The following is a 21,556-nucleotide window of genomic DNA, read 5'->3' on the forward strand; positions in this document are numbered from 1 at the left end:
GGGATGCGCCTGCCGCTCAGGCGGCTGTCGTCGGGATCATGGCTGCTTGGCTCCACTTCCCGATGCACCCGGCCCTGGTGCCGGTCCGGTCTGGCCCTTCTGGTCGCCCTCGCTGCTCTTGCGCTTGGTGCGGAACTCGCCGTCCTTATCTTGTCCGTCCCTCTGGCCGTCTTTGGCGCCGTCCTTCTTCTGACCATCCGGTCCGCGCGAGCGCTTGCGTGGCGCGAGATCGGCCGACGGGGTCTGGTCGTCGCGGCCGATGACCACCTTGGAGCCATCGGACAGATTGGCAAAGCCTGTGGTGACGACCTTGTCTGTCGCCGACAGGCCGCTGGCGATGACGGCGTCATGCTCGTTCTGCTGCGTCACCGTCACGGGCTTGGCCGCAACCAAATTGTCCTCGCCGATGACATAGCTGAACGTGCCGATCGGTCCGCGCTGCACGGCCGAGGTCGGCACCACCAGTGCCTGCGTCAAGGTCTCGATCTTGAGGCGGACATTGACGAACTGGCCGGGCCAGAGCTGGTAATTGGCGTTCGGGAATTCGGCCTTGAGCCTGAGCGTGCCGGTGGTCTGGTCGACCTGGTTGTCGATGCCGGTGAGCTTGCCGGTGTCGATCACGGTGAGGCCGTCATTGCCGAACACGTCGACGGCGAGCGCGCCCTTCGACGCGGCGGCGTTGACCCGCATGATCTGCTGCTGGGGCAGGCTGAACCACACCGCGATCGGCTGCAATTGCGTGATCACCACGAGGCCGGTGGTGTCGGAGGCATGGATGATGTTGCCCTGGTCGACCTGGCGCAGGCCAGCGCGGCCCGAGATCGGCGCCACGATCTTGGTGTAGCTCAGCGTCGCCGCCGCATTGTCGATCGCGGCCTGGTCGGCCTTGACCAGCGCCTCGGTCTGCGCGACCAGCGCGCGCTGGGTGTCGGCCTGCTGCTTGGAGCCGGCATTGGACGCCGCGAGCTGCTCGTAGCGTGTGAGGTCGATACGCTGGTTGGCGAGCTGGGCCTGGTCCTGCGCCTTCTTGGCGACAGCCTGATCGTACGTCGCCTGGTAGAGCGCCGGGTCGATCTCGCCGACCACGTCGCCTTTCTTGACGTCCTGTCCCTCGGTGAAATTGACCGCGATCAGCTTGCCGTCGACCTGAGAGCGGACGGTCACGGTGTTGAGTGCGCGGATCGCGCCGACGCCGTCGAGATAGACGGGAACGTCCTGGATGCGGGGCGTCGCCGCCAGCACCGGTACCGGCAGATCCGGCCGTTGATTGCGGCCGTTCGCCTGCTGCGGCTGCTGATGCCAGGTGGTCCAGCCGTAGTAGCCGAGCCCGCCGAGGATCGCCAGCGTGATCAGGGTCATGACGAATCCGCGCCGGCGCGACTTCTTCGCCGTTCCCTCCTTCGCGCCCTGCTTCGTATCCGGCTTAAAGAGCATTGACCGGTTTCTCCATCCTCGGCTCCCAGCCGCCGCCGAGCGCCTGATACAGGCTGACGATAGCAAGAAGGCGGGCAAGTTGCGCCTGCGACAGCGCGTCTTCCGCCTGGAACAGGGTCAGTTGGGTGTTGAGCACGGTGACGATGTCGGCGGTGCCGGCGCGCAATTGCTGCTCGGAGAGATCGAAGGCGCGGCGGGAGGCGTCGAGGACGTCACGCTGCAATTGCAGCCTGATCGTGGTCTGCTTGATCGAGAACAGCGCATTGTCGACATCGGCAAAAGACTGGATGATGGTCTTGCGGTAGGTCTGGAGCAGTTCGTCCTGCCGCGCCTTGGCAAACTCGAAATTGCCGAGGATCTTGCCGCCGTCGAAGATCGGTTGCGTCGCGCTGCCGACGAGCTGGAAGAACGCCGCATGCGGCTGGAATAGCGAGACCAGGGCCGAGCTCTGATAGCCGCCATTGCCGGTGAGCTGGATGGTCGGAAAGAACTGCGCGCGGGCATTGCCGACGTTCGCGGTCGCCGAGGCAAGTTGCGCCTCCTGCCGGCGAATGTCGGGCCGCTGCGTCAGGAGCTCCGACGGCAGTCCCGGCGTCACGCGGGGAATCGCGATCCGGTTCAGCGAGCCGCCGAGCACGCGCACGCTCTCCGGCGGCCGCGACACCAGGACTGCAAGCGCATTGACGTTCTGGTCGAGCGTCTGGCGCAGCGGCGGCACCAGGGCCTTCTGGTTTGCGAGCACGCTCTCCTGCTGGGCGACGTCGAGATCGGTGCCGGTGCCGGCTTTGCGCCGTTCCCTGACGGCATCGAGGATGCGCTGCGCGCTCGCGATGTTGCGCTGTGAGGTCCGGATGCGATCCTGCGAGGCCAGCACCTGGAAATAGGCGTTAGCCACACCCGCAAGCGTCGTCAGCGCAACGACGTCGCGATCGAAACGGTTGGCATGCGCCGTTTCTTCCGCGGTCTGGAGTGCGTCCCGATTCTGACCCCAGAAATCGAGCTGGTAGCTCGCGCTCAGCGAAGCCTGGTAGTTGACGACCTCACGGCCGCCATTGGTGAGCCCCGAGGCGGAGGAGCCGGAGGTGCGCGAATAGGCCTCCTGCCCGGTGCCGGAAAGGCTCGGCAGCAGCGCCGCACCCGCTTGCCGCGCCTGCGCGTCGGCCTCGACGATGCGCGAAACGGCGGCGGCAATGTCGAGGTTGACGGTCTGCGCCTCTTCCATCAGCTGTGTCAGCTCCGCCGAGCGGAAGCTGCGCCACCAGTCCAGAGACGGCGGCGCATCGCCCTTGCCGGCGTATTTGTACTGCGTGGGAACGTCGAGCGCGGGATCGGGAAGATCCTGCGTCAGCACGCAAGCGCCCGAACCGGCGGCGAGGCAAGCGACCGCAAGCCAGCGCGCCGCACGTCGTGTCCGGGACGCGGAACCTAGAGACCGCCGCACCGCGATCGCAGGATCATCCTGTGTCAAATCCACCCCCCGCCGGGCAGATCGAGCCGCCGCCGCGAAGCCGGATTAACCGATTCGCGGCTGGACAGTCGGCGGGCGTTGGATAACTCGTTCACAGCGATGATGCTTTCTGCGGAACCGGACACCCATACTAGCCGGGTGCGGAACAGCGGGACAGTCCCGCAGGTGCGAAATGACCGCCAAAGCGCACCGCCATCAACACGAAGAAAGCACGAAATAGTGCTGTGTTGCAGCGCTTTTTCGCATTCCTATGCGGCCGTGGAGCCTGCTCAAGCTTACCAAGATTTCATGTGATAATGCCGCCACACCGACGCCAGTCCCTTCAATCCGCCTGCACCGCTCGCGATGCGGCTTCAGTCCGGTCTCGAAACCGAGGTGGGCCACTCTCGCGAGGCCGTCCATTGTCGAAACGAATGGGCATTCGTCGTGCCGATATGCGGACCGCCTCCCGCGTACCAGCCGCACTCTTCGAGGGCGACGCCTCAGATCCAATGGCGAAGGTGTGCTGGCGACGACCCTTATCTTCCATGTTTTGGCAGGTGCCGGCCACATCCTCCTACCGATATCCCGCGGCGTAGCACAGCAGCAGCATCGGCGATCTCTCCTCCCAAAAATTCACTGCTTCCGGGCACTTCCGCCGGTTTCGCCGCAGCGCAAAAGCCTTCCCCTTTGACCGCCCAAGCACTAGGTTCTGGCCAACCTGATCAACCCTTTGCCAGTGATTTCCCCTGACATGACCATCAAAAATGACGTTGTCGAAGCCATCGGCAACACCCCGCTGATCAAGCTCAAGCGCGCTTCCGAACTGACCGGCTGCACCATTCTGGGCAAGGCCGAGTTCATGAATCCCGGCCAGTCGGTGAAGGATCGCGCCGGCAAATGGATGATCCTCGAGGCCGAGAAGCGCGGCGAGCTCAAGCCCGGCGGTCTCGTCGTGGAATCGACCGCCGGCAATACCGGCATCGGCCTTGCGGTCGTGGCCAGCGCGCGCGGCTACCGCACGCTGATCGTGATCCCGGAAACGCAGAGCCAGGAGAAGAAGGATTTTCTGAAGCTGTGCGGCGCCGAGCTGCTGGAATCACCGGCACTGCCCTATTCCAATCCGAACAGCTACCAGCATGTCGGCCGTCGTCTTGCCGACGAGCTGCGCAAGACGGAGCCGAACGGCGTGCTGTTCGCCGACCAGTGGAACAACCTCGACAATGCGAAGGCGCATTACGAGTCCACAGGTCCTGAGATCTGGGAGCAGACCGGCGGCAAGGTCGACGGTTTCGTCTGCTCCGTCGGCAGCGGCGGCACGCTGGCCGGCACCAGCCGCTTCCTGAAAGAGAAGAGCAAGGACGTCAGGATCGCCTGCGCCGACCCGCACGGCGCCGGCATGTATGAATATTTCAGAACGGGCGACGCCAAGGCGACGCCGGGCGGCTCGATCACCGAGGGCATCGGCCTCAACCGGGCGACCGCAATCGTCGAGAGCGCAAAGGTCGACGACGCCTATCTCATTCCCGATGCCGAAGCGGTGACGGTGATCTACGAACTCCTCCAGCACGAAGGCCTGTGCCTCGGCGGCTCGACCGGCATCAACGTCGCCGGCGCGATGCGTCTCGCAAAACAGCTCGGGCCCGGCAAGACGATCGTCACCGTGCTCTGCGATTCCGGCAGCCGTTACCAGTCGAAGCTGTTCAACGCCGACTTCATGCGCGCCAAGAACCTGCCGGTGCCGGAATGGCTGGAGAAGCGCAGCAATATCAAGCTGCCCTTCGTCTAGAACGTTCCGGAAGCCGGCCGTCTAACTCCAGGTCGGCCGCGACGATCCCTGCGACACCCGCGTGAGGCGCTCGTTCGATAGCGAAGGCTTGATCGCGCGCGTGCGCGGCGGGAGGGGAGTGCCGTAGGAGCCTTCGCTGTCGCCGCTCGGCCAGAACACGAGCGCGAGCATCAGCGCGAGGTTGACGAGCGCGCCGACCGCCGTTGCCTGATGCTCCTGCCCGATCGCCCAGGCCGGAAACCGGCCCGCGACGAAATGGTCGACGATCACCAGCGCGAACCAGGCAGGCACCACGCAGACCGGATCCCAGCCGATGTCGCGGATGCGCATCGATTGCAGCGTGAAGGTGGCAACTCCGAAGAAGACGATCGCAGCGATCATCGCCCAGCTGCTGGTGAGATCTTCAGGCCGGTTCGCGCCGGGCGAGGTGTTGCGCAGCACGGCCATTGCGATTGCAAAGCAGATCGCCGTCATCACGATCGCAAGCGCGACCGTGGCGAGGACGAAATGCAATCGCCCGAGCCGGGCGTTCAAGCCGAAGACGAAACCGAGCATTGGCGTACCCTTTTGGCGCCATATGCCCAGAAATAGCTTTCGGAGCCATGAACCGGCACTATCGCGCGCCGGCGCATGGTTTCCGGACGACTAAGCTGGCCAGCGCAATTCGAGGCTTCGCCCCACTCGAGAGGGTCAGGCGCCCTCGCTGCCTTCGGCAGCCGCGGCACAATAGTCGCGCCAGAACTGGCGGTAAGCCGCCTCGACCCTGGCCGTGTAGATTTCGACATTGCCGGCCGGGGACGCTGCGATCCGAGCCGGCAAGTCCGCCCGCAATTTCGCCAGATGCGCCGGCTGCGCCGCATATTTGCAGGCGATCGCGGCATAGCCCTCGTCATTCTCGGCGACCCAGTCGTCGAGACCGACCGCAACCACGATCGAACCGCCGGCACGCGAGGAGGCGCCGTTGCCGAGCTTGGCCACGACCGGAACGCCCGCATAGAGCGATTCCCAGGTGCTGACGCCGCCGTTTTGCGGGAACGTGTCGAGCGATATGTCGACGTTTGCAAACGCCCGCAGGTGCTCGTGGCGCGGCGTCGAACCCAGGCAGGTGACATTCTCCTCGGCAACGCCCTGTGCCACGAACCGCGCGATCAGATTATCGCGCAGCATGGGATCGTCGAGCAGGGTATGCTTGATGACGATCTTCGATCCCGTCACCTCCCGCATCACTTTCGACCACACCCGGATGGCCTCGTCCGAGATCTTGTAGATGCGGTTGAACACGCCGAAGGTGACATGACCGTTGCGGAGCATGGGCGGCTCCGATGCAGGTACATCCAAAATGGGATCGATCGTGATCAGGCACGGCAGGTCGTAGACCTTTTCAGCCAGCAGATGGCGCGCCGATTGCGGAATGAAGATGGGATCCGCGAGCACGTAGTCCATGGTCTGCAGGCCCGTGCCCGTGGCGTGACCAAACCCGGTGACTTGGATCGGAGCCGGCTTGCGGGCGAAGACGTGGAGCCTGTTGCCGGTGGTGTGCCCGGACACGTCGATCAGGATATCGACCTTGTCCGCCTGGATGCGATCGGCCAACTCGTCATCCGACATCTGCCAGGCGTCGACCCAGATGTCCGCCGAGGACCTGAATGCGGCGGTCATCTCATCTCTTACCGGCGAACACGAATAGCAGACGATCTCGAACCTGGCGTGGTCATGGTGGCGCAGCACCGGCAACAGAGCGAACGCTGCCGAGTGGTTCCTGAATTCGGACGCGACATATCCGATCAAGATCCGCTTGTCCGGATCGCGCTTGCGGGGGGACAACGCCCTTTGCGGCAATTTGGCGCCGATCGCATCCCACCACTGCTTTCGTGCGGCCTGCTGGACCGCAAAATCCGCGTCGGGGAGATAGTCCAGCAAGAATATCTTTGCGCCCGATCAAGTCCGCATAATCAGGCGCGATTGCCAGCCCCGCATCGAGATGTTCGAGCGCCGTCGCGATGTCTCCCTGGCTCGCATAGCAGGAAGCCAGGAGCGCAATTCCGATGTCGGATCGCGGATTTTCCTCCAGCAACGTCTTGACCGCCGCAATCGCCCCGGCCGTGTTGCCCTTGAGAATGTTGACTTGCGCCTTTCCCTGCAAGGCGACTTCGAGCCTTGGCGAAAGCGCCAGCGCCGCATCGAAGTCCGCGGTCGCCTGCTCCAACCGCAACAGATCGAGATTGAGCCGTCCGCGCTGCGCCAGAATCTTCGGCGAATCCGGCTTGATCGCGAGCCCTGCCGCGATCGCCGCGGCCGCCTCTTCGTAGTGCCGGAGCTCGATGCACACCATGCCCTTGCCCGCGATCGCTTCCGCGTGACGTGGCTGAAACGCGAGGGCGCGATCGAAACTCTCCTTGGCGCGCTGGAACTGGCCTTCGATCAGCTCCGCCATGCCACGATTGCAAAATGCATCGGCATAGTCCGGCTTCAGCCTGATAGCGCGATCGTGCAGCTCGATAGCCTGCTCGGCGAGGCCCATGTGCAGCAGCGTATTGCCGAGATTGGTCAAGGCGATCGGAGAATTCGGCTTCAGCGCAATGGCCCTCTCCTGGCATGCGCGAGCGTCCTGAAATTTCTGGAGATTGAAATACACTGCCCCCAGATTACCATGGGCATCGGGCGAACGCGGATCGAGCACGGTCGCGCGCTCGAGCAATTGTTGCGCCTCCTCGAGCCGCCCGCCATCATACGCGCGCAGGCCGAGCAGGTGCGCGGCGTCGAAATGATCCGGAACCTCCGTCAAAATCCGACGGCAGAGTGTCTCGACCTCCGCGTATCTGCCCTGCCCGAGTGCCTGAACCGCGGCGGACATGAGCGCGTCCGCCTGCTTCTTCAATTTCTTTTGCAATCGCGCGTTCTGGAATGCGCGCGCGCCGGCGCTGCTCTGCAAAGTCTCTCTCCGGAGTATGGCCCGAAAAGACGATGGCCGATTCGCATGGTGCCAAGCTGGCGGATCGGTTAGACCAGCGACGCCACCGGATTGCAGGTGCTCAGCGCAGGATCTGGCTCAGGAACAGTTTTGTGCGGGCGTGCTGCGGGGCCGCGAAGAACTCGTTGGGCGTGTTGGCTTCGATGATCTGGCCCGCGTCCATGAACACCACGCGGTTGGCGACCTCGCGGGCAAAGCCCATCTCGTGGGTGACGACCAGCATGGTCATGCCCTCCTCGGCAAGGTCGACCATGGTGTCCAGCACCTCCTTGACCATTTCGGGGTCGAGCGCCGAGGTCGGCTCGTCGAACAGCATCACCTTCGGGTTCATCGTCAGCGCGCGGGCGATCGCAACGCGCTGCTGCTGACCGCCGGACATCTGCCCCGGAAACTTGTTGGCCTGGTGCGGGATCTTGACCCGCTCCAGAAACTTCATCGCCGCCGCCTCGGCGTCCTTCTTGGGGATGTTGCGCACCCAGATCGGCGCCAGCGTGCAATTGTCCAGCACGGACAGGTGAGGAAACAGGTTGAAGCTCTGGAACACCATGCCGACTTCGCGCCGCACCGCATCGACATGCTTCAGATTCGGCCCGAGCTCGATGCCGTCAACCACGATCTCGCCTTCCTGGAATTCCTCCAGCGCATTAATGCAGCGGATCAGCGTCGACTTGCCCGAGCCGGAGGGGCCGCAGATCACGATGCGCTCGCCCTTCTCGACCGCAAGGTCGATGTCGCGCAGCACGTGAAATTCGCCGTACCATTTGTTCAGGCCGGATATTTTAACGATGGGGTCGGACATGATGACCTCGATCAGTTGCGGCGGTGAGCGTTGAGGCGGTGCTCGACGAAGAGCGAGTAGCGTGACATTCCAAAGCAGAAGATGAAGTAGATGATCCCGGCGAAGGCGAACCCGGTGAACGCGGTCGACGGCGACGACCATTTCGGATCCGAGAACGACGCCCGCAGCGAGCCCAGCAGATCGAACAGCGCCACGATCGAGACCAGCGACGTGTCCTTGAACAGGGAGATGAAGCTGTTGACGAGGTTCGGAATGACGTGGCGCAGCGCCTGCGGCAGCACGATCAGCGAGGTCGTCTTCCACCAGGACAGCCCCAATGCCGCGGCCGCCTCGCCCTGCCCGCGCGGGATAGCAGCCAGCCCGCCACGGACGTTCTCAGCCTGATAGGCGCCCGTGAACAGCGAAATTCCAATCAGCGCACGCACCAACCCGTCGACTGTGAAATTGCCCGGCAGAAACAGCGGCAGCATGTAGGTGGCGAAGAACAGCACGGTGATCAGCGGCACGCCGCGCCAGAACTCGATGAAGGCGATCGAGAAGATCCGGATCAGCGGAATGGTCGAGCGGCGGCCAAGCGCCAGCGCAATGCCGATCGGCAGCGAGGTGACGATGCCCGTGACGGAGACCACCAGCGTCACCAGAAGTCCGCCCCACAGGTTCGTCTGCACGATCGGCAGTCCGCCGTGATCGAGCCCCATCAGCTTGATCACGATTGCGATGGCGGCGAAGGTGACGACGCTGGACGTCAGGGCCCGCCCCCCGGTGCGGAGGCCGCCGCCGAGAACGAAGGCGATCAGCGAGACGATCGCGGCGGTGATGGCGAAATCGGCCCAGACCGACTGGCCCGTCCCCTGCATCTGGTCACGCAGCCAGGTCAGCGGAAAGATCAGCCAGTAGATCGCGGTCCCCACGAGCATGATGACATTGCCGACGACCCACAACAGCGGTGCGGCAGAGGATGTCTTGCCGAGACCGAGCAGAGCCTTGCCGGCGCCGATGATGCTGTCGTCGAACAGTTGCAGCAGGTCAGCGGTCCAGCTCAGGCCAAATCCCTTGATGCCGCCGCCATGCAGCAGAAAGAATGCGACCACTGGAAACGCAAAGAAGAACAGGCCTGCGTTCAATCCTTTCGACGGCAGTCGCGGAATGAGCAACGGCACCAACAGGACCACCGACAGGACGAGCGTGAGGTTGACCCGCCAGCGTTCGGCTTCGGGGTAGAAGCCGTAGATCAGTTGCGGCAGCTTGGCCTGGATGTAGGGCCAGCAGGCGCCGACCGTAAAGCCGGCGTTCTCGGCGAGGCAGGCCGTGCGATCCTTACCGGTCCAGACTGCATCGACCATCAGGAATCTGACGGAAGGAATGATGGTGAACCATAGCAGCAAGGCGCCGACGATCGTGAGCAGGATGTTGGTCGGCGAGTTGAACAGGCGCGTCCGCACCAGGCCGACGAAGCCCGTGGTCTTCACCGGCGCGGGACGTTCATCGAGAAGATCCTGGCGGACGAAGCTGGACGAGGTGATATCGCTCATGCGCCGAGACTCCGGCTGATGCGCCAACCGTAGACGCTCATGACGGCGCTGGTGATCAGCGAGATCAGGAGATAGACGCCCATCGTCATAGCGATGATCTCGATGGCCTGCCCGGTCTGGCTCAGCGACGTGCCGGCGAACACGGAGACAAGGTCAGGATAGCCGATCGCGACGGCCAGCGACGAATTCTTGGTGAGATTGAGGTACTGGTTGGTCAGCGGCGGAACGATGACGCGCATCGCCTGCGGCACGACCACCAGGCGGAGCGTGGTGCCGCGGCTCAGGCCCAGCGACGATCCCGCCTCCATCTGCCCGCTGTGGACGGAGAGGATGCCCGCGCGCACGATCTCGGCGATGAAGGCAGCCGTATAGGTCGACAAGGCCAATGTGAGCGCCACGAACTCCGGGATGATCCGCGAGCCGCCGGCGAAATTGAAGCCCTTGAGCTGCGGCAGCTCGAAGCTGAAGGGCAGACCCGCTACCAGAATGGTGACGAGCGGCAGTCCGAACAGCAGGCCCAGCACATAGGGCCAGATCCGGATCATCTGCCCCCGCTGGAACAGCGCCCGGCGCGCGTGGATGCGCAGCACCGCCGAAGCCACGATGCCGAGCGCCAGCACCACAAGAAACGCCTCGAAGCCGCTCTCGCCGATCGGCCGGGGAATGACGAGACCGCGATTGCTGACGAAAGCGATGCCGAGCAGCGAAATGCTCTGTCGTGGATTAGGCAAGGCAGCAAGCACCGCCAGGTACCAGAACAGGATCTGGAACAGCACCGGCAGGTTGCGGATGATCTCGACATAGATTTCGCCAATGCGCGCGAGCAACCAGTTGGGTGACAGCCGGCACAGCGCGACAATGAAGCCGATCACGGTGGCAAACACGATGCCCACCACCGAGACCACGAGCGTATTGAGGAGCCCGACCAGGAACACGCGCAGGAACGTGTCCGAGCCGGTATACGAGATTAGCGTCTGATTGACGTCGAAACCGGCGTTGTTCGCGAGGAAGCCGAAGCCGGCCGCAATGTGCTGGTTCTCGAGGTTGGCGCGGGCGTTGGAGACGATTTCATAGGCAATCCAGCCCAGGACCGCAGCGAAGGCAAACTGGACGGCGATGCCGTTCCAGCCTGTCTTGCCCCCCAGGACGCGCCTGATCTTCAGCGCGATCTGGGGCGGGGGTTTGCGGGCCTCGATGCTCATCGCCGCGAGCGCGGGTCAGGCGGGGTCAGCGGATCGGCGGCGCGTATTGGAGACCGCCCTTATTCCAGAGATTGTTGAGTCCCCGATTGATACCAAGCGGCGAGCCTGCGCCGACGTTGCGGTCGAACACTTCGCCGTAATTGCCGACGGCTTTCACGATGCGCACCACCCAATCCTTGCTCAGGCCGAGCTGTTCACCGAAATTGCCGTCGGTGCCGAGGACGCGCTTCAGCTCCGGATTTTCCTGCTTCGCCTTCTCGTCGACGTTCTTCGCGGTCACGCCGAGCTCTTCGGCGGTGATCATGGCAAACAGCGTCCATTTCACGATGTCGAACCACTGGTCGTCGCCGTGGCGCACCATCGGTCCGAGCGGCTCCTTCGAGATGATTTCCGGGAGCACCATGTGATCGCCGGGATTGGCAAGCTTCAGGCGGTTGGCGTAAAGGCCCGACTGGTCGGTGGTGAAGACGTCGCAGCGCCCGGCCTCGTAGGCCTTGACCGTTTCGTCGTTGGTGCCGAACGCGATCACCTCGTACTTCATGTTGTTGGCCTTGAAGTAGTCGGCGAGATTCTGCTCCGTGGTGGTGCCGGTCTGGACGCAGACCGAGGCGCTGTTGAGCTCGAGCGCCGAGTTCACCTTGAGCGACTTCTTCACCATGAAGCCCTGCCCGTCATAATAGGTCACGCCGGTGAAGTTTGCGCCGAGCGAGGTGTCGCGCGAGATGGTCCAGGTGGTGTTGCGCGACAGCACGTCGACTTCGCCGGATTGCAGCGCCGTGAAGCGGTCCTTGGCGGAGAGCGGCACGTACTTGACCTTGGTCGGATCGTTGAAGATCGCCCCGGCGATCGCGCGGCAGACGTCGACATCAAGCCCGGTCCAGTTGCCCTTGTCGTCCGGCGAGGAGAAGCCGGGCAGGCCCTGACTGACGCCGCAGGACAGCATGCCGCGGTCCTTGACGGTCTTGAGCGTTTGCGCCTCGGCGGCTTGGGCCGTCAGGCCGGCGGCGAGGGCGAGAGTGAGAGCCAGGATTACGCGTTTCATGGGCTTGGGGCCTTTCAAAGTCGTCTCAAGGTCAGGAACGTTGTCTTTGCGATCGTCTCTGCCAGGGCTAGCCGTATCAGGACCAGCCCTGCAAGAGTCATGCTGGAAAACCTTGCCGATCACCCGCCGATCCCGGGAGGCCCTACCTTAATCCCCGCCGAAAGGCGCCCGCCGTTACGGCTGTGGCGCGTGGTCCGGTCAGGCGATGGATCGAAGGTCGCGGCAGGCCCCTCAACATGCGGCGACTGAATAGCACCTGCGATAACAGAACGGCTGGCGTGCCGGGTCAAGGGGTTGACGGGACTCTTCTGTGTTCTGTTATTAACGACAGCGGCCTTTCGGCCTGCCCGCGGGCGCAGCGCGCCTGGTGGAAACGCGCTTTTGAAAGCAGACGCATGGATTCCTCACACCCCTCCGAACAGCACGCCGAGACCCGGCTGGTCACCTCCGGCCGCGACACCAAGGCGCAGAAGGGGTTTGTCAATCCTCCGGTGTTCCACGGCTCGACCGTGCTCTATCCGACCGCCGAGGACCTGCACGCCCATCGCGGCGAGTTCACCTATGGTCGCCATGGTTCCCCCACCACCAAGGCGTTCCAGGAGACGCTGATGGCGCTGGAGGGGCCACAATGCGCCGGCGTCGGCATCGTGCCGTCGGGCCTGTCGGCGATCTCCACCACCCTGCTCTCGGTGCTGAACGCCGGCGACCACATCCTGGTCTGCGACAACGTCTACCGGCCCTCGCGCAATTTCTGCAATGGCATGCTCACCCGCTACGGCATCGAGACCACCTACTTCGATCCGATGATCGGCGCCGGCATCGACAAGCTGTTCAGATCCAACACAAGCGCCGTCCTGGTCGAGGCGCCCGGCTCGCAGTCGTTCGAGATGCCCGACATCCGCGCCATCGCCGATGTCGCACATGCACGCGGCGCGCTCGTCATCGACGACAACACCTGGGCGACGCCGCTGTATCACCGCTCGCTCGAACAGGGCGTCGACATCAGCATGCAGGCCGCCACCAAATATATCGGCGGCCATTCCGACATCATGTTCGGCACCATCTCGGCCAATGCCAGGGCATGGCCGCAGATCGCCGAAGGCATCCGCCTGCTCGGCGTCTGCGCCGGTCCCGATGACGTCTTCCTGGCGCTGCGCGGCCTGCGTACGCTGTCGGTGCGGCTGGCGCAGCATCATCGCTCCGGCCTCGACATGGCGCGCTGGCTCGCCAACCGGCCAGAGGTCGCGCGCGTGTTGCATCCGGCACTCGAGACCGATCCGGGCCATGCGATCTGGAAGCGCGACTTCACGGGCGCGTCGGGCCTATTCAGCATCGTGCTGAAGCCGGCGCCGCAGAAGGCGGTCGACACAATGCTCAACACGCTCAAGCTGTTCGGCATGGGCTTTTCCTGGGGCGGCTTCGAGAGCCTTGCGATTCCTTTCGACTGCGACGGCTATCGCACGGCGACCAAGTGGGCGCCGGGCGGCCCTACCCTGCGTCTGCACATCGGGCTGGAGAGCACTGACGACCTCAAGGCCGACCTCGATCGCGGCTTCGCTGCCCTCAAAGCAGCAATGTGAGCCTGTTCACAAGGCACTGCGCCTGCGGACGCGCCAACGCGCGCCGCAGGAACGTGTAGCCGCTGCAAACGTTGACGCCCCCTGCGCCAACAAATGGTTTGAACCTCAAGCATTTGGCGCTAGCCTCACCAATCGACTCCAATCCGGACTCGGAGCATGGGAACGTTGGTACTGCTCGATCTGATGGGCGGCGTGGCGCTGTTGCTGTGGGGCCTGCACATGGTCCACAGCGGGATTCTGCGTGCCTTTGGCCCGGACCTGCGACGGCTGCTCGGCAAGGCTCTTGGTAACCGCTTCAACGCGTTTGCTGCCGGTCTCGGGCTGACGGCGCTGCTCCAGAGCAGCACCGCGACTGCGCTGCTCACGAGCTCGTTCGCAGCCGAGGGCCTGCTCAGCCTTGTCACCGCGCTTGCCATCATGCTCGGCGCCAATGTCGGCACGACGTTGATCGTGCAGGTGCTGTCGTTCAACATCGCGGCCGTCGCGCCGGTCCTGTTCGTGCTCGGACTGGTCGCCTTCCGCGTGGGTCCGCGCTCGCGGATCAAGGATGTCGGCCGTGTCTCGATCGGTCTCGGACTGATGCTGCTGTCGCTGCACATCCTGCTCGACACGCTGGCCCCGGCCGAGAACGCACCGGGCGTCCGCGTCATGATGTCCTCCATCACGGGCGATCCCGTTCTGTGCATCGTGACCGCGGCGCTCGCCACCTGGGCGGTGCATTCGAGCGTCGCAAGCGTGCTGCTGATCATGTCACTGGCCTATTCGCAGTTCATCTCGCCTTACGCCGCGCTCGCACTGGTGCTTGGCGCCAATCTCGGCAGCGCCATCAATCCCGTATTCGAAGGCGCCAAGCGTGACGATCCCGCCAGCTATCGCCTGCCAGTGGGCAATCTCGTCAACCGGGTGATCGGGATCGCGCTCGTCCTGCCCTTCCTGGGCCCGATCGCCGAGCACTTCCACGCTTGGCAGCCTGATCTTGCCAGGATGACGGCGGCGTTTCATATCGCCTTCAACGTCGGCACGGCCATGATCTTCATCGGCCTGCTCGATACCATGTCGCGCCTGTTGACCCGGCTCCTGCCCGATCGTGTTCAGGAGGCCGATCCGGCCCGGCCGCGCTATCTCGACGAGACCGCGCTGGAATCGCCGTCGCTGGCGCTGGCCGATGCCGGCCGCGAAACCCTGCGCATGGGCGATCTCGTGGAAGTCATGCTGCGCAAGGTGATGGCGGCGATGATGAGCGGCGACCGCGCATTGGTCGACCAGGTCTCGAAGATGGACAACATCGTCGACGGCCTCGACGAAGCCATCAAGCTCTACGTGACGAAACTCATGCGCGGCAGCCTCGACGAGAGCGAGGGCCGGCGCGCCATGGAGATCATCTCCTTCGCCATCAATCTGGAACATATCGGCGACATCATCGACAAGAGCCTGAGCGAGCTGGCGACCAAGAAGATCAAGCGCCGCTTCCAGTTCTCGCCCGAGGGCGCCGAGGAGCTCGCCGCCTTCCACAAGCGCACGATGGATTCGCTGCGCATCGCCTTCGGTGTCTTCATGTCGGGCGACGCCAACGAGGCGCGCAAGCTGCTGGTGGAGAAGACGGCGCTGCGCAACACCGAGCTTGCCGCCGTCGAGCGCCACCTCGATCGCCTGCGCGAGGGCCGTCCCGAGACCATCGAAACCACGTCGCTGCATCTCGACGTGCTGCGGGACTTGCGCCGCATCCACTCGCACATCTGCTCGGTCGCCTATCCCGTGCTCGACGCAGCCGGCGAGCCCCATCGCAGGACCGAGACGGAGACAGCCGCCCTGCCCGCAACGGGCGCGGCGTCGGCCTTGCCGCGCTAGTCGCGTCGGATCAGCGCTCCAGCGTCTTTGACGCGCGGCCGCGGTTCTTCACGATCAGCATGATGTTGCGGATATAGATGATGGTCGCGAGCGCCTGGCCGAGGATAATGACGGGCTCGCGCTTGACGACGCCGTAGACCAGCGTCATCAGCCCGCCGCCCATGGAGCAGAACCAGAACGCCATCGGCACCACGCTGTTGCCGGCGCGCTCGCTCGCGATCCACTGCACCAGGAAGCGTGCCGTGAAGAACAGTTGCGCGACGAGGCCGAACGCGAGCCAGAAGTCGAACTTGGCCACGAAGACGTCGTAGAAATAATTGCTCAGCGCCTGACCGTATTGGATGATCATGCCGTCACCTCAGTCACATCCGGCGTCGGCTTCTTGCGGCGGATCAGCCACCACACGCCCCCGAGATCCATGATGCCGATCCACAGCCGGTCGAAGAAACCGTAGTTCGAAACGCCGGAGCGGCGCGGCCGGTCGATCACGTCGACATAGGCGATCTCGTAGCCCTCGCGGCGCACCAGCGCCGGCAGGAAGCGATGCAGCCCGTCGAAATAGGGCATCATCAGGAACACCTCGCGCCGGAACGCCTTCAGGCCGCAGCCGGTATCGCGCGTCCCGTCCTTCAGGATCGCGTTGCGGACGCCGTTGGCGATGCGCGACTGGAATTTCTTGAAGCCGGTATCCTTGCGGCCGACGCGTTGTCCGGCGGCAAGTCCAACCTTGCTTCCGTTCTCGACCGCCGCGATCAGGTCGGGCAGGAAAGCCGGATTGTTCTGGCCGTCGCCGTCGAGCGTCGCCACGATCGCTCCGCGTGCCGCACGCACGCCGCTGCGCACGGCCGCGGACTGGCCGCCTGATCTGGCATGGCGCAGCTGGCGCAGATTGTCCCGCTGCTTCATGACCGCGCCGAGCCGTTCGCCGGTCGCGTCGCTCGAACCGTCGTTGACGTAGATGATCTCATAGGCCCAGCGGCCGTCGAGCGCCGCGCCGATCTCCTCGATCAGCGGCACGATGTTGTCGGCTTCGTTGCGCACGGGAACGACGATGGAAACCGAGGGCTGGAAAACCGAAGGCTGGGACGACAAATCGAAGCTCGTGGTTGGAATTGGCTTGGCTCGGGAACCGGCGGTCCCGGCAGGCAGCCGCTTTTATGGGGCGGATGCCCCGTGGGCAACCCTTTTGAAGCGGCCCGAGACCGCCCCTGAAAGAGGCACAATGGTGCCGTCGGCCCGGATGGCAAAGCCGAGCCTGCGCGCCGCGAACCAGTAGCGCACCGCCATGGCGCCGACCATGCCGACCAGGGCGCCGGCCACCACGTCACTCGGGTGGTGCGCGAGCAGCACCAGACGCGTCAGCAGGATCACGATCGCGTAAGTGAACATGAACACGCGCAGGCGCGGCCATAGCGCCGAGACCGCAAACGCCAGCGCGAACGCCGTCACCGCATGCCCCGACGGCAGGCTGGCATAGGAGCCCGTCCCATCGAACGGCACGAAGTTGAACGGATTGGCCTTGCCGCCGACGAACGGACGTCCTCGACCGATGAGATATTTCAGGATCTCGGCGACGAATACGGACACGGCAACAGACAGGAACATGAACTGCAGCCGCGTGCCGAGGCCGAGCAGCAACGCGCGGCTTGTGCCGTGCAATCCCGCCGCAACCAGCGCCAGCACCACCAGCAGGCCCCCGAGCACCGAGAGCACATACTCGTCCTTGCCGAAATCGGTGAGGATGCGGATCGGCCACAGGCCCGGCGTGCCACGCGCCGGCATCAGCTGGATCTCGGTCAGGTCGAAAACGACCATCAGCGCGATGACCAGGGCTGCACCTGCCGCACTCAGCCACAGCGAATGCCGCGCCAGCTTTCGCGCGGCCTCGGCGCGGCGCGAATGCGAGGGCGTGCGCACGAGCTGTGCCAGGGCGCGCCCCGAGAGCGTGAGCAATTGCGCGGGATAGCTCGCGCGCGGCGCGATGTCGGTTGGTGCCGACACCCTACTCGGTGCCTTCCGAGCGGAAGATCGAGATCGAGATCGCACGCCCTTGCGAGAAATTGTAGCCGTCGATGCGCGTGCCGACCTTATAGCGCAACCCGATCGCCTCGGCGCGCTGCACGAAGCCGCGCTCCGAACGCTGCTCGATCAGCGCGAAACGGCAGCTTCCTTGCCGCAGGAAATCCGCCGCGCCCGAACCGTCGGTGAGCAGCGTCTGCGTACCGGTCAGGAAGACGAGGCTCGGCTCGTGATAGCCGGCCGCGGCCGCCTTCGGGCCGACGCAGGTGACGTTGCGAAGCGCGCGTGCGATCTCGATGCTCGGAAACAGCGGCGTCAGCGACGGCAGCACGATGCCGTAGACTGTTACCGCGAGCATCAGGGCTGCGACCAGCGCGTTGAGCAGCGAGCGCTCGGCGTGATTGTTGTCGTGAAGCCACCAGGCGAACAGGCCGAAGATCAGCGAGGCCGCGATGAACGGCCAGGCCACGAAAGCAGGCTGTCGAGTCAGCATCACCGCGCCGACGACCGCGATGATCGAGCCGCCAACAGGGATCGCGAACCACCAGGCCGAGCCGCGCATCAGCCAGGACCAGGACAGCACGCGCCGCTCGAGCGCGCCCGCGGTGAGGATCGCGATTGCAGGATACAGCGGCAGCACGTAATGGGGCAGCTTGGTCAGCACCACCTCGAACACGATCCAGGATGGGATCAGCCAGGCCAGCAGGAACTGCGCGCCGGGCTCGCGCCGCGCGCGCCAGACCGCGGGCGCCGCCATCGCCGCGAGCGGCGCGCCGGGCCAGAACGTGATCCAGAACAGCGCCAGATACAGTCCGGGCGGAGCGCCGTGAGATTCCTGAGCGCCCAACTTGCTCAGCATGTCGCCGCCGACGGAATCGGCGAAGAAGGCATCGCCCGCGCGCCAGAAGATCGCGACGAACCAGGGCAGCACCAGCACCAGCATCCACATCAGGCCCCAGAGCGGGCGCAACTTCCATAGCCAGGAGGCGTCGCGGTCCTGGATCGCGAGCGCGACGATGGTCAGGCCCGCGAACATCAGGATCAGCGGACCCTTGATCAGGATGCCGACAGCGAGCGCGGTCCAGAAGATTGCGGGCCAGCTCCAGGGCGGACGCGTCTCGTCCTCGGCGCGCTGCCACGACAGATAGGCCCGCCCCATCGCGCCCATCGCGGCGACCACGCAGAACAGCAGCATGGCGTCGGTCTTCGCAAGCCGCGCCTCGACCCCGAGCAGCACGGAGGCGCACATTAGAAGGGCTGCAAGCACCGCGGCGCGTCGCGTGACGAAGCCGAGCGCCGTCCAGTAGGTCATCAGCACGGCACCGATCGCGCCGATCAGCGACGGCAGCCGGTAGACCCAGATCCGCAACTCGGCCTTCGGCAGACCGAGCGCCGACGCCGTCTCGACCGCAGCCGATTGCAGCCAGTAGATCCCGACCGGCTTCTTGTAGCGGACGTCCTCCTGGAAGCGGATATCGACATAATCGCCACTCTCGACCATCTGCTTGGTCGCCTGCGCAAAGCGCGCCTCGTCGCGGTCAACCGGCGGAATCGTGAAGAAGCCTGGCAGGAACAGCAGCAGCGCGCACAGCAGCAGGAAGGCGACCGCGCGGACGTGGCTGGCGGTGGCGATGTCGAACATGAACACGAGCCGGCTGCCCGGATTCACCGGGGATTTCGGCCCGCGGGGAGCTCCAAAACGGGGTGCTGGGTAGGTTTCAGCCATCGGTTCCGCTTACGCTGAAACCGCCATCGCCACAACCGCTTGAGGCAGGGTCATTGAATTCGAATGACAACTGTGTCCGCGGCGCCCGCGGCATCGATGACGGTCAGCCGCGCAAAGCCCGGACCAGGCGGATCGATCAGCCGCTGGCGCCGTCCGTCGATCTCGCCCTGCGCCGTTCCGTTAACCATGACGGTCATAGGCAGAACGCCTCCGGCGACCTTGACCGGCATGGCTGCGCCCCCCTCGCCACCTGAGCGATCGACGTCGATCCGCGAACCGTTCAGCGGAAACTGGATGTGCAGAGCCTGCTCGCCCCCGGTCCGCACCAGATCCCCGACCGGACGGAACCGCCTCAAGGGCAACGGCAGCTTGGCGTTGCTGGCAACGAGAGTTCCTTTCGGTGGCTTCGGCAACGGCAGGAGCGTCTTGCCGGTTCGGGCGAAGGCGTCGAATAGGATCGGCGCGGCGGCGACGCGCCCGATCAGGCCCGGAACCGGCGCGCCGTCGGGCCGGCCGACCCACACGCCGATGGTCATGCGCCCGTCGAAGCCCATCGACCAGGCGTCGCGGTAGCCGTAGGAGGTGCCGGTCTTGAAGGCGATGCGGTTGTGAGCCGCGTTCTCCGGCGGCGGGGTGCCGAGCAGCACATTGCCGACTTGCCAGGCCGCGACCTGATCGAGCAGTCGCAGCGGCTCGCGCACGTCCCTGTCGCTCATGATCTCGCGCAGCGGCTTGGTGGTGCCGAGCCGGGCGAAGCCCGCATAGAGCTGGGCGAGGTCCTGCAGCGTCACACCGACGCCGCCAAGGCCCATGGCAAGTCCCGGCGCCTCGTCTTTGGGCAGCACCAGATTGCCGCCCGCCTGATGCAGCCGCGAGGCCAGCCGGCTCGCGCCGACGCGGTCGAGCAGGACGATCGCGGGCACGTTCAGCGACAGCTGCAGCGCCTTCTTCACCGGCACGGTGCCCTGGAACGTCATGTCGAAATTTTCCGGCGCGTAGGAGCCGAAGCGCACGGGCCGATCGTCGATCAGACTGTCGGGGTGAACAAAACCGTCCTCGAAAGCGAGCCCATAGATGAACGGCTTCAGCGTCGAGCCCGGCGAGCGGACCGCGCGGGTCATGTCGACCTGCCCTGCCCGGCGCTCGTCGAAATAATCCGCCGAGCCGACGCGTGCGAGCACGTCGCCGCTCTCATTGTCGACGACGATGATGCCGACCGAGATGTTCGGTCCCAGCGCAATGGCACGGTCGCGCGCCAGCGGCTCAAGCACCTTTTGCAGGTTGGCATCCAGCGTCAGCTTGATGACGGGCGCGTCCTTGACCGTCGCAAGCGCCGCATCGGAGGCATGCGGCGCCAGGATCGGCATTGGCCTGCGCAGCTTCGGCACGGGAACGGCCTTGGCCTGCTTGGCATCGTCGAGGCTGATCTGTTGCTCCTCGACCATGCGGTCGAGCACGCGGTCACGCGCTTTGCGCGCCGCATCGGGATAGCGGTCGAGCCGGCGCGTCTCCGGCGATTGCGGCAGCGCGACCAGCAATGCCGCTTCAGCCAGCGACAGCCGCTTCGGTTCCTTGCCGAGATAGGCGGTCGAGGCAGCGCGGATGCCTTCGAGATTGCCGCCGTAGGGCGCGAGCGCGAGATAGAGGTCGAGGATCTGCTGCTTGCTCAAGCTGCGCTCGATCTCGATCGCACGCACCATCTGCCGCAGCTTTGCATGGAGCGAACGCTGCCGCCGCGGCTCCATCAGCCGCGCGAGCTGCATCGAGATGGTCGAGCCGCCCGAGACGATGTGGCCGCGGGTCGCAAGCTGAAACGCAGCGCGCCCTAGTGCCAGCGGGTCGATACCGTCATGCGCGTAAAAGCGCTGGTCCTCATAGGCGAGCAGCAGCTTCAGATAGGTCGGATCGACGTTCGTATTTGTCTCAACCGGCAGTCGCCAGCGCCCGTCCGCCATCGCATAGGCGCGCAGCAGCTTGCCGTTGCGATCGACAATGGTGGTGGAAACTTGGCGGGCTTCGTCGAAAGGCAGCGGACCGAGGGCGTAGACCCAGGCGACGAAACCGACGATGGTGAGAATGAGCGAGAATGCCAGCGCGGAGAGGACATGCAGGTCCCAGCTCCGCGCTCGGTCATGGCCGGGCTCGTCCCGGCCATCCACGTCCTTGC

At 64.8% G+C, this 21,556-nt stretch carries 15 protein-coding genes and 1 pseudogene; 3 read left to right on the forward strand and 13 right to left on the reverse strand.

The window, feature by feature from the left end; genetic code table 11:
• Positions 1 to 36: 36 nt before the first annotated feature.
• Positions 37 to 1,434 (reverse strand): efflux RND transporter periplasmic adaptor subunit, encoded by a 1,398-nt coding sequence (locus ABIB91_RS07090; protein WP_354160661.1) that lies wholly within the window; start codon positions 1,432 to 1,434, stop codon positions 37 to 39.
• The gene (locus ABIB91_RS07095; RefSeq protein WP_502916957.1) at positions 1,424 to 2,875 is read right to left on the reverse strand and encodes an efflux transporter outer membrane subunit; all 1,452 of its coding nucleotides are present in this window, start codon (positions 2,873 to 2,875) and stop codon (positions 1,424 to 1,426) included. Before ABIB91_RS07095 ends, ABIB91_RS07090 begins: the two co-directional genes overlap by 11 nt.
• 760 nt (positions 2,876 to 3,635) lie before the next feature.
• Between ABIB91_RS07095 and ABIB91_RS07100 the strand changes: the two genes are divergently transcribed.
• Positions 3,636 to 4,670, forward strand: coding sequence for a cysteine synthase A (locus tag ABIB91_RS07100; RefSeq protein WP_354160657.1), 1,035 nt, complete (start codon positions 3,636 to 3,638; stop codon positions 4,668 to 4,670).
• Between the two features lie 21 nt (positions 4,671 to 4,691).
• Here the strand turns inward: ABIB91_RS07100 and ABIB91_RS07105 are convergent, their stop codons facing one another.
• The 6 genes and pseudogenes from ABIB91_RS07105 to ABIB91_RS07130 all read right to left on the reverse strand — a co-directional run bounded on the left by ABIB91_RS07105 (position 4,692) and on the right by ABIB91_RS07130 (position 12,216).
• Complete coding sequence (locus tag ABIB91_RS07105) at positions 4,692 to 5,225, reverse strand: DUF805 domain-containing protein (RefSeq protein ID WP_354160655.1); 534 nt, start codon at positions 5,223 to 5,225, stop codon at positions 4,692 to 4,694.
• A 135-nt stretch (positions 5,226 to 5,360) separates the two neighbouring features.
• A pseudogene (locus tag ABIB91_RS07110) lies at positions 5,361 to 7,602 on the reverse strand (tetratricopeptide repeat protein).
• A gap of 100 nt (positions 7,603 to 7,702) precedes the next feature.
• The gene (locus ABIB91_RS07115; protein WP_007591212.1) at positions 7,703 to 8,440 is read right to left on the reverse strand and encodes an amino acid ABC transporter ATP-binding protein; all 738 of its coding nucleotides are present in this window, start codon (positions 8,438 to 8,440) and stop codon (positions 7,703 to 7,705) included.
• Between the two features lie 11 nt (positions 8,441 to 8,451).
• The gene (locus ABIB91_RS07120; RefSeq protein ID WP_354160653.1) at positions 8,452 to 9,972 is read right to left on the reverse strand and encodes an amino acid ABC transporter permease; all 1,521 of its coding nucleotides are present in this window, start codon (positions 9,970 to 9,972) and stop codon (positions 8,452 to 8,454) included.
• Positions 9,969 to 11,174, reverse strand: a complete 1,206-nt coding sequence (locus ABIB91_RS07125; protein WP_354160651.1) for an amino acid ABC transporter permease — start codon at positions 11,172 to 11,174, stop codon at positions 9,969 to 9,971. Before ABIB91_RS07125 ends, ABIB91_RS07120 begins: the two co-directional genes overlap by 4 nt.
• Before the next feature lie 25 nt (positions 11,175 to 11,199).
• On the reverse strand, positions 11,200 to 12,216 hold the full coding sequence (locus ABIB91_RS07130; RefSeq protein WP_007591217.1) for an amino acid ABC transporter substrate-binding protein: 1,017 nt from the start codon (positions 12,214 to 12,216) through the stop codon (positions 11,200 to 11,202).
• Positions 12,217 to 12,611: 395 nt separating this feature from the next.
• Between ABIB91_RS07130 and metC the strand changes: the two genes are divergently transcribed.
• A complete protein-coding gene (metC, locus tag ABIB91_RS07135) occupies positions 12,612 to 13,796 on the forward strand; it encodes a cystathionine beta-lyase (protein WP_354160648.1) in 1,185 nt (394 codons plus the stop codon).
• Between the two features lie 156 nt (positions 13,797 to 13,952).
• Positions 13,953 to 15,644 carry a Na/Pi cotransporter family protein gene (locus ABIB91_RS07140; protein ID WP_354160646.1) on the forward strand — a complete coding sequence of 564 codons (1,692 nt, stop codon included), beginning with the start codon at positions 13,953 to 13,955 and terminating at the stop codon, positions 15,642 to 15,644.
• A 10-nt stretch (positions 15,645 to 15,654) separates the two neighbouring features.
• On the opposite strand, the gene ABIB91_RS07145 is transcribed toward ABIB91_RS07140, so the two are convergent.
• From ABIB91_RS07145 to pbpC, 5 genes are all read right to left on the reverse strand, one after another.
• On the reverse strand, positions 15,655 to 15,993 hold the full coding sequence (locus tag ABIB91_RS07145; RefSeq protein WP_007591223.1) for a lipid-A-disaccharide synthase N-terminal domain-containing protein: 339 nt from the start codon (positions 15,991 to 15,993) through the stop codon (positions 15,655 to 15,657).
• Complete coding sequence (locus ABIB91_RS07150) at positions 15,990 to 16,736, reverse strand: glycosyltransferase family 2 protein (RefSeq protein ID WP_354160644.1); 747 nt, start codon at positions 16,734 to 16,736, stop codon at positions 15,990 to 15,992. The genes ABIB91_RS07145 and ABIB91_RS07150 overlap by 4 nt, the downstream gene beginning before the upstream one ends.
• Positions 16,737 to 16,799: 63 nt before the next feature.
• Positions 16,800 to 17,645: a phosphatase PAP2 family protein gene (locus ABIB91_RS07155; RefSeq protein ID WP_354160642.1), complete on the reverse strand. Its 846-nt coding sequence runs from the start codon at positions 17,643 to 17,645 to the stop codon at positions 16,800 to 16,802.
• A 1-nt stretch (position 17,646) separates the two neighbouring features.
• Positions 17,647 to 19,389 (reverse strand): ArnT family glycosyltransferase, encoded by a 1,743-nt coding sequence (locus ABIB91_RS07160; protein ID WP_354160640.1) that lies wholly within the window; start codon positions 19,387 to 19,389, stop codon positions 17,647 to 17,649.
• Between the two features lie 50 nt (positions 19,390 to 19,439).
• Entirely contained in the window at positions 19,440 to 21,548 is a 2,109-nt protein-coding gene (gene pbpC / locus ABIB91_RS07165; protein WP_354160638.1) for a penicillin-binding protein 1C, read from the reverse strand.
• Between the last annotated feature and the right edge of the window lie 8 nt (positions 21,549 to 21,556).

Source organism: Bradyrhizobium sp. JR4.3 (assembly GCF_040547695.1).
Classification (GTDB): Bacteria; Pseudomonadota; Alphaproteobacteria; order Rhizobiales; family Xanthobacteraceae; genus Bradyrhizobium; species Bradyrhizobium canariense.

Bases quoted from the DNA above. Each gene is read 5' to 3' on its own strand.
- ABIB91_RS07145 (WP_007591223.1), bottom strand. From the start codon at position 15,993: ATGATCATCCAATACGGTCAGGCGCTGAGCAATTATTTCTACGACGTC.
- ABIB91_RS07090 (WP_354160661.1), bottom strand. From the start codon at position 1,434: ATGCTCTTTAAGCCGGATACGAAGCAGGGCGCGAAGGAGGGAACGGCG.
- ABIB91_RS07130 (WP_007591217.1), bottom strand. From the start codon at position 12,216: ATGAAACGCGTAATCCTGGCTCTCACTCTCGCCCTCGCCGCCGGCCTG.
- ABIB91_RS07125 (WP_354160651.1), bottom strand. From the start codon at position 11,174: ATGAGCATCGAGGCCCGCAAACCCCCGCCCCAGATCGCGCTGAAGATC.
- ABIB91_RS07115 (WP_007591212.1), bottom strand. From the start codon at position 8,440: ATGTCCGACCCCATCGTTAAAATATCCGGCCTGAACAAATGGTACGGC.
- ABIB91_RS07100 (WP_354160657.1), top strand. From the start codon at position 3,636: ATGACCATCAAAAATGACGTTGTCGAAGCCATCGGCAACACCCCGCTG.
- ABIB91_RS07120 (WP_354160653.1), bottom strand. From the start codon at position 9,972: ATGAGCGATATCACCTCGTCCAGCTTCGTCCGCCAGGATCTTCTCGAT.
- ABIB91_RS07140 (WP_354160646.1), top strand. From the start codon at position 13,953: ATGGGAACGTTGGTACTGCTCGATCTGATGGGCGGCGTGGCGCTGTTG.
- ABIB91_RS07105 (WP_354160655.1), bottom strand. From the start codon at position 5,225: ATGCTCGGTTTCGTCTTCGGCTTGAACGCCCGGCTCGGGCGATTGCAT.
- metC (WP_354160648.1), top strand. From the start codon at position 12,612: ATGGATTCCTCACACCCCTCCGAACAGCACGCCGAGACCCGGCTGGTC.
- ABIB91_RS07160 (WP_354160640.1), bottom strand. From the start codon at position 19,389: ATGGCTGAAACCTACCCAGCACCCCGTTTTGGAGCTCCCCGCGGGCCG.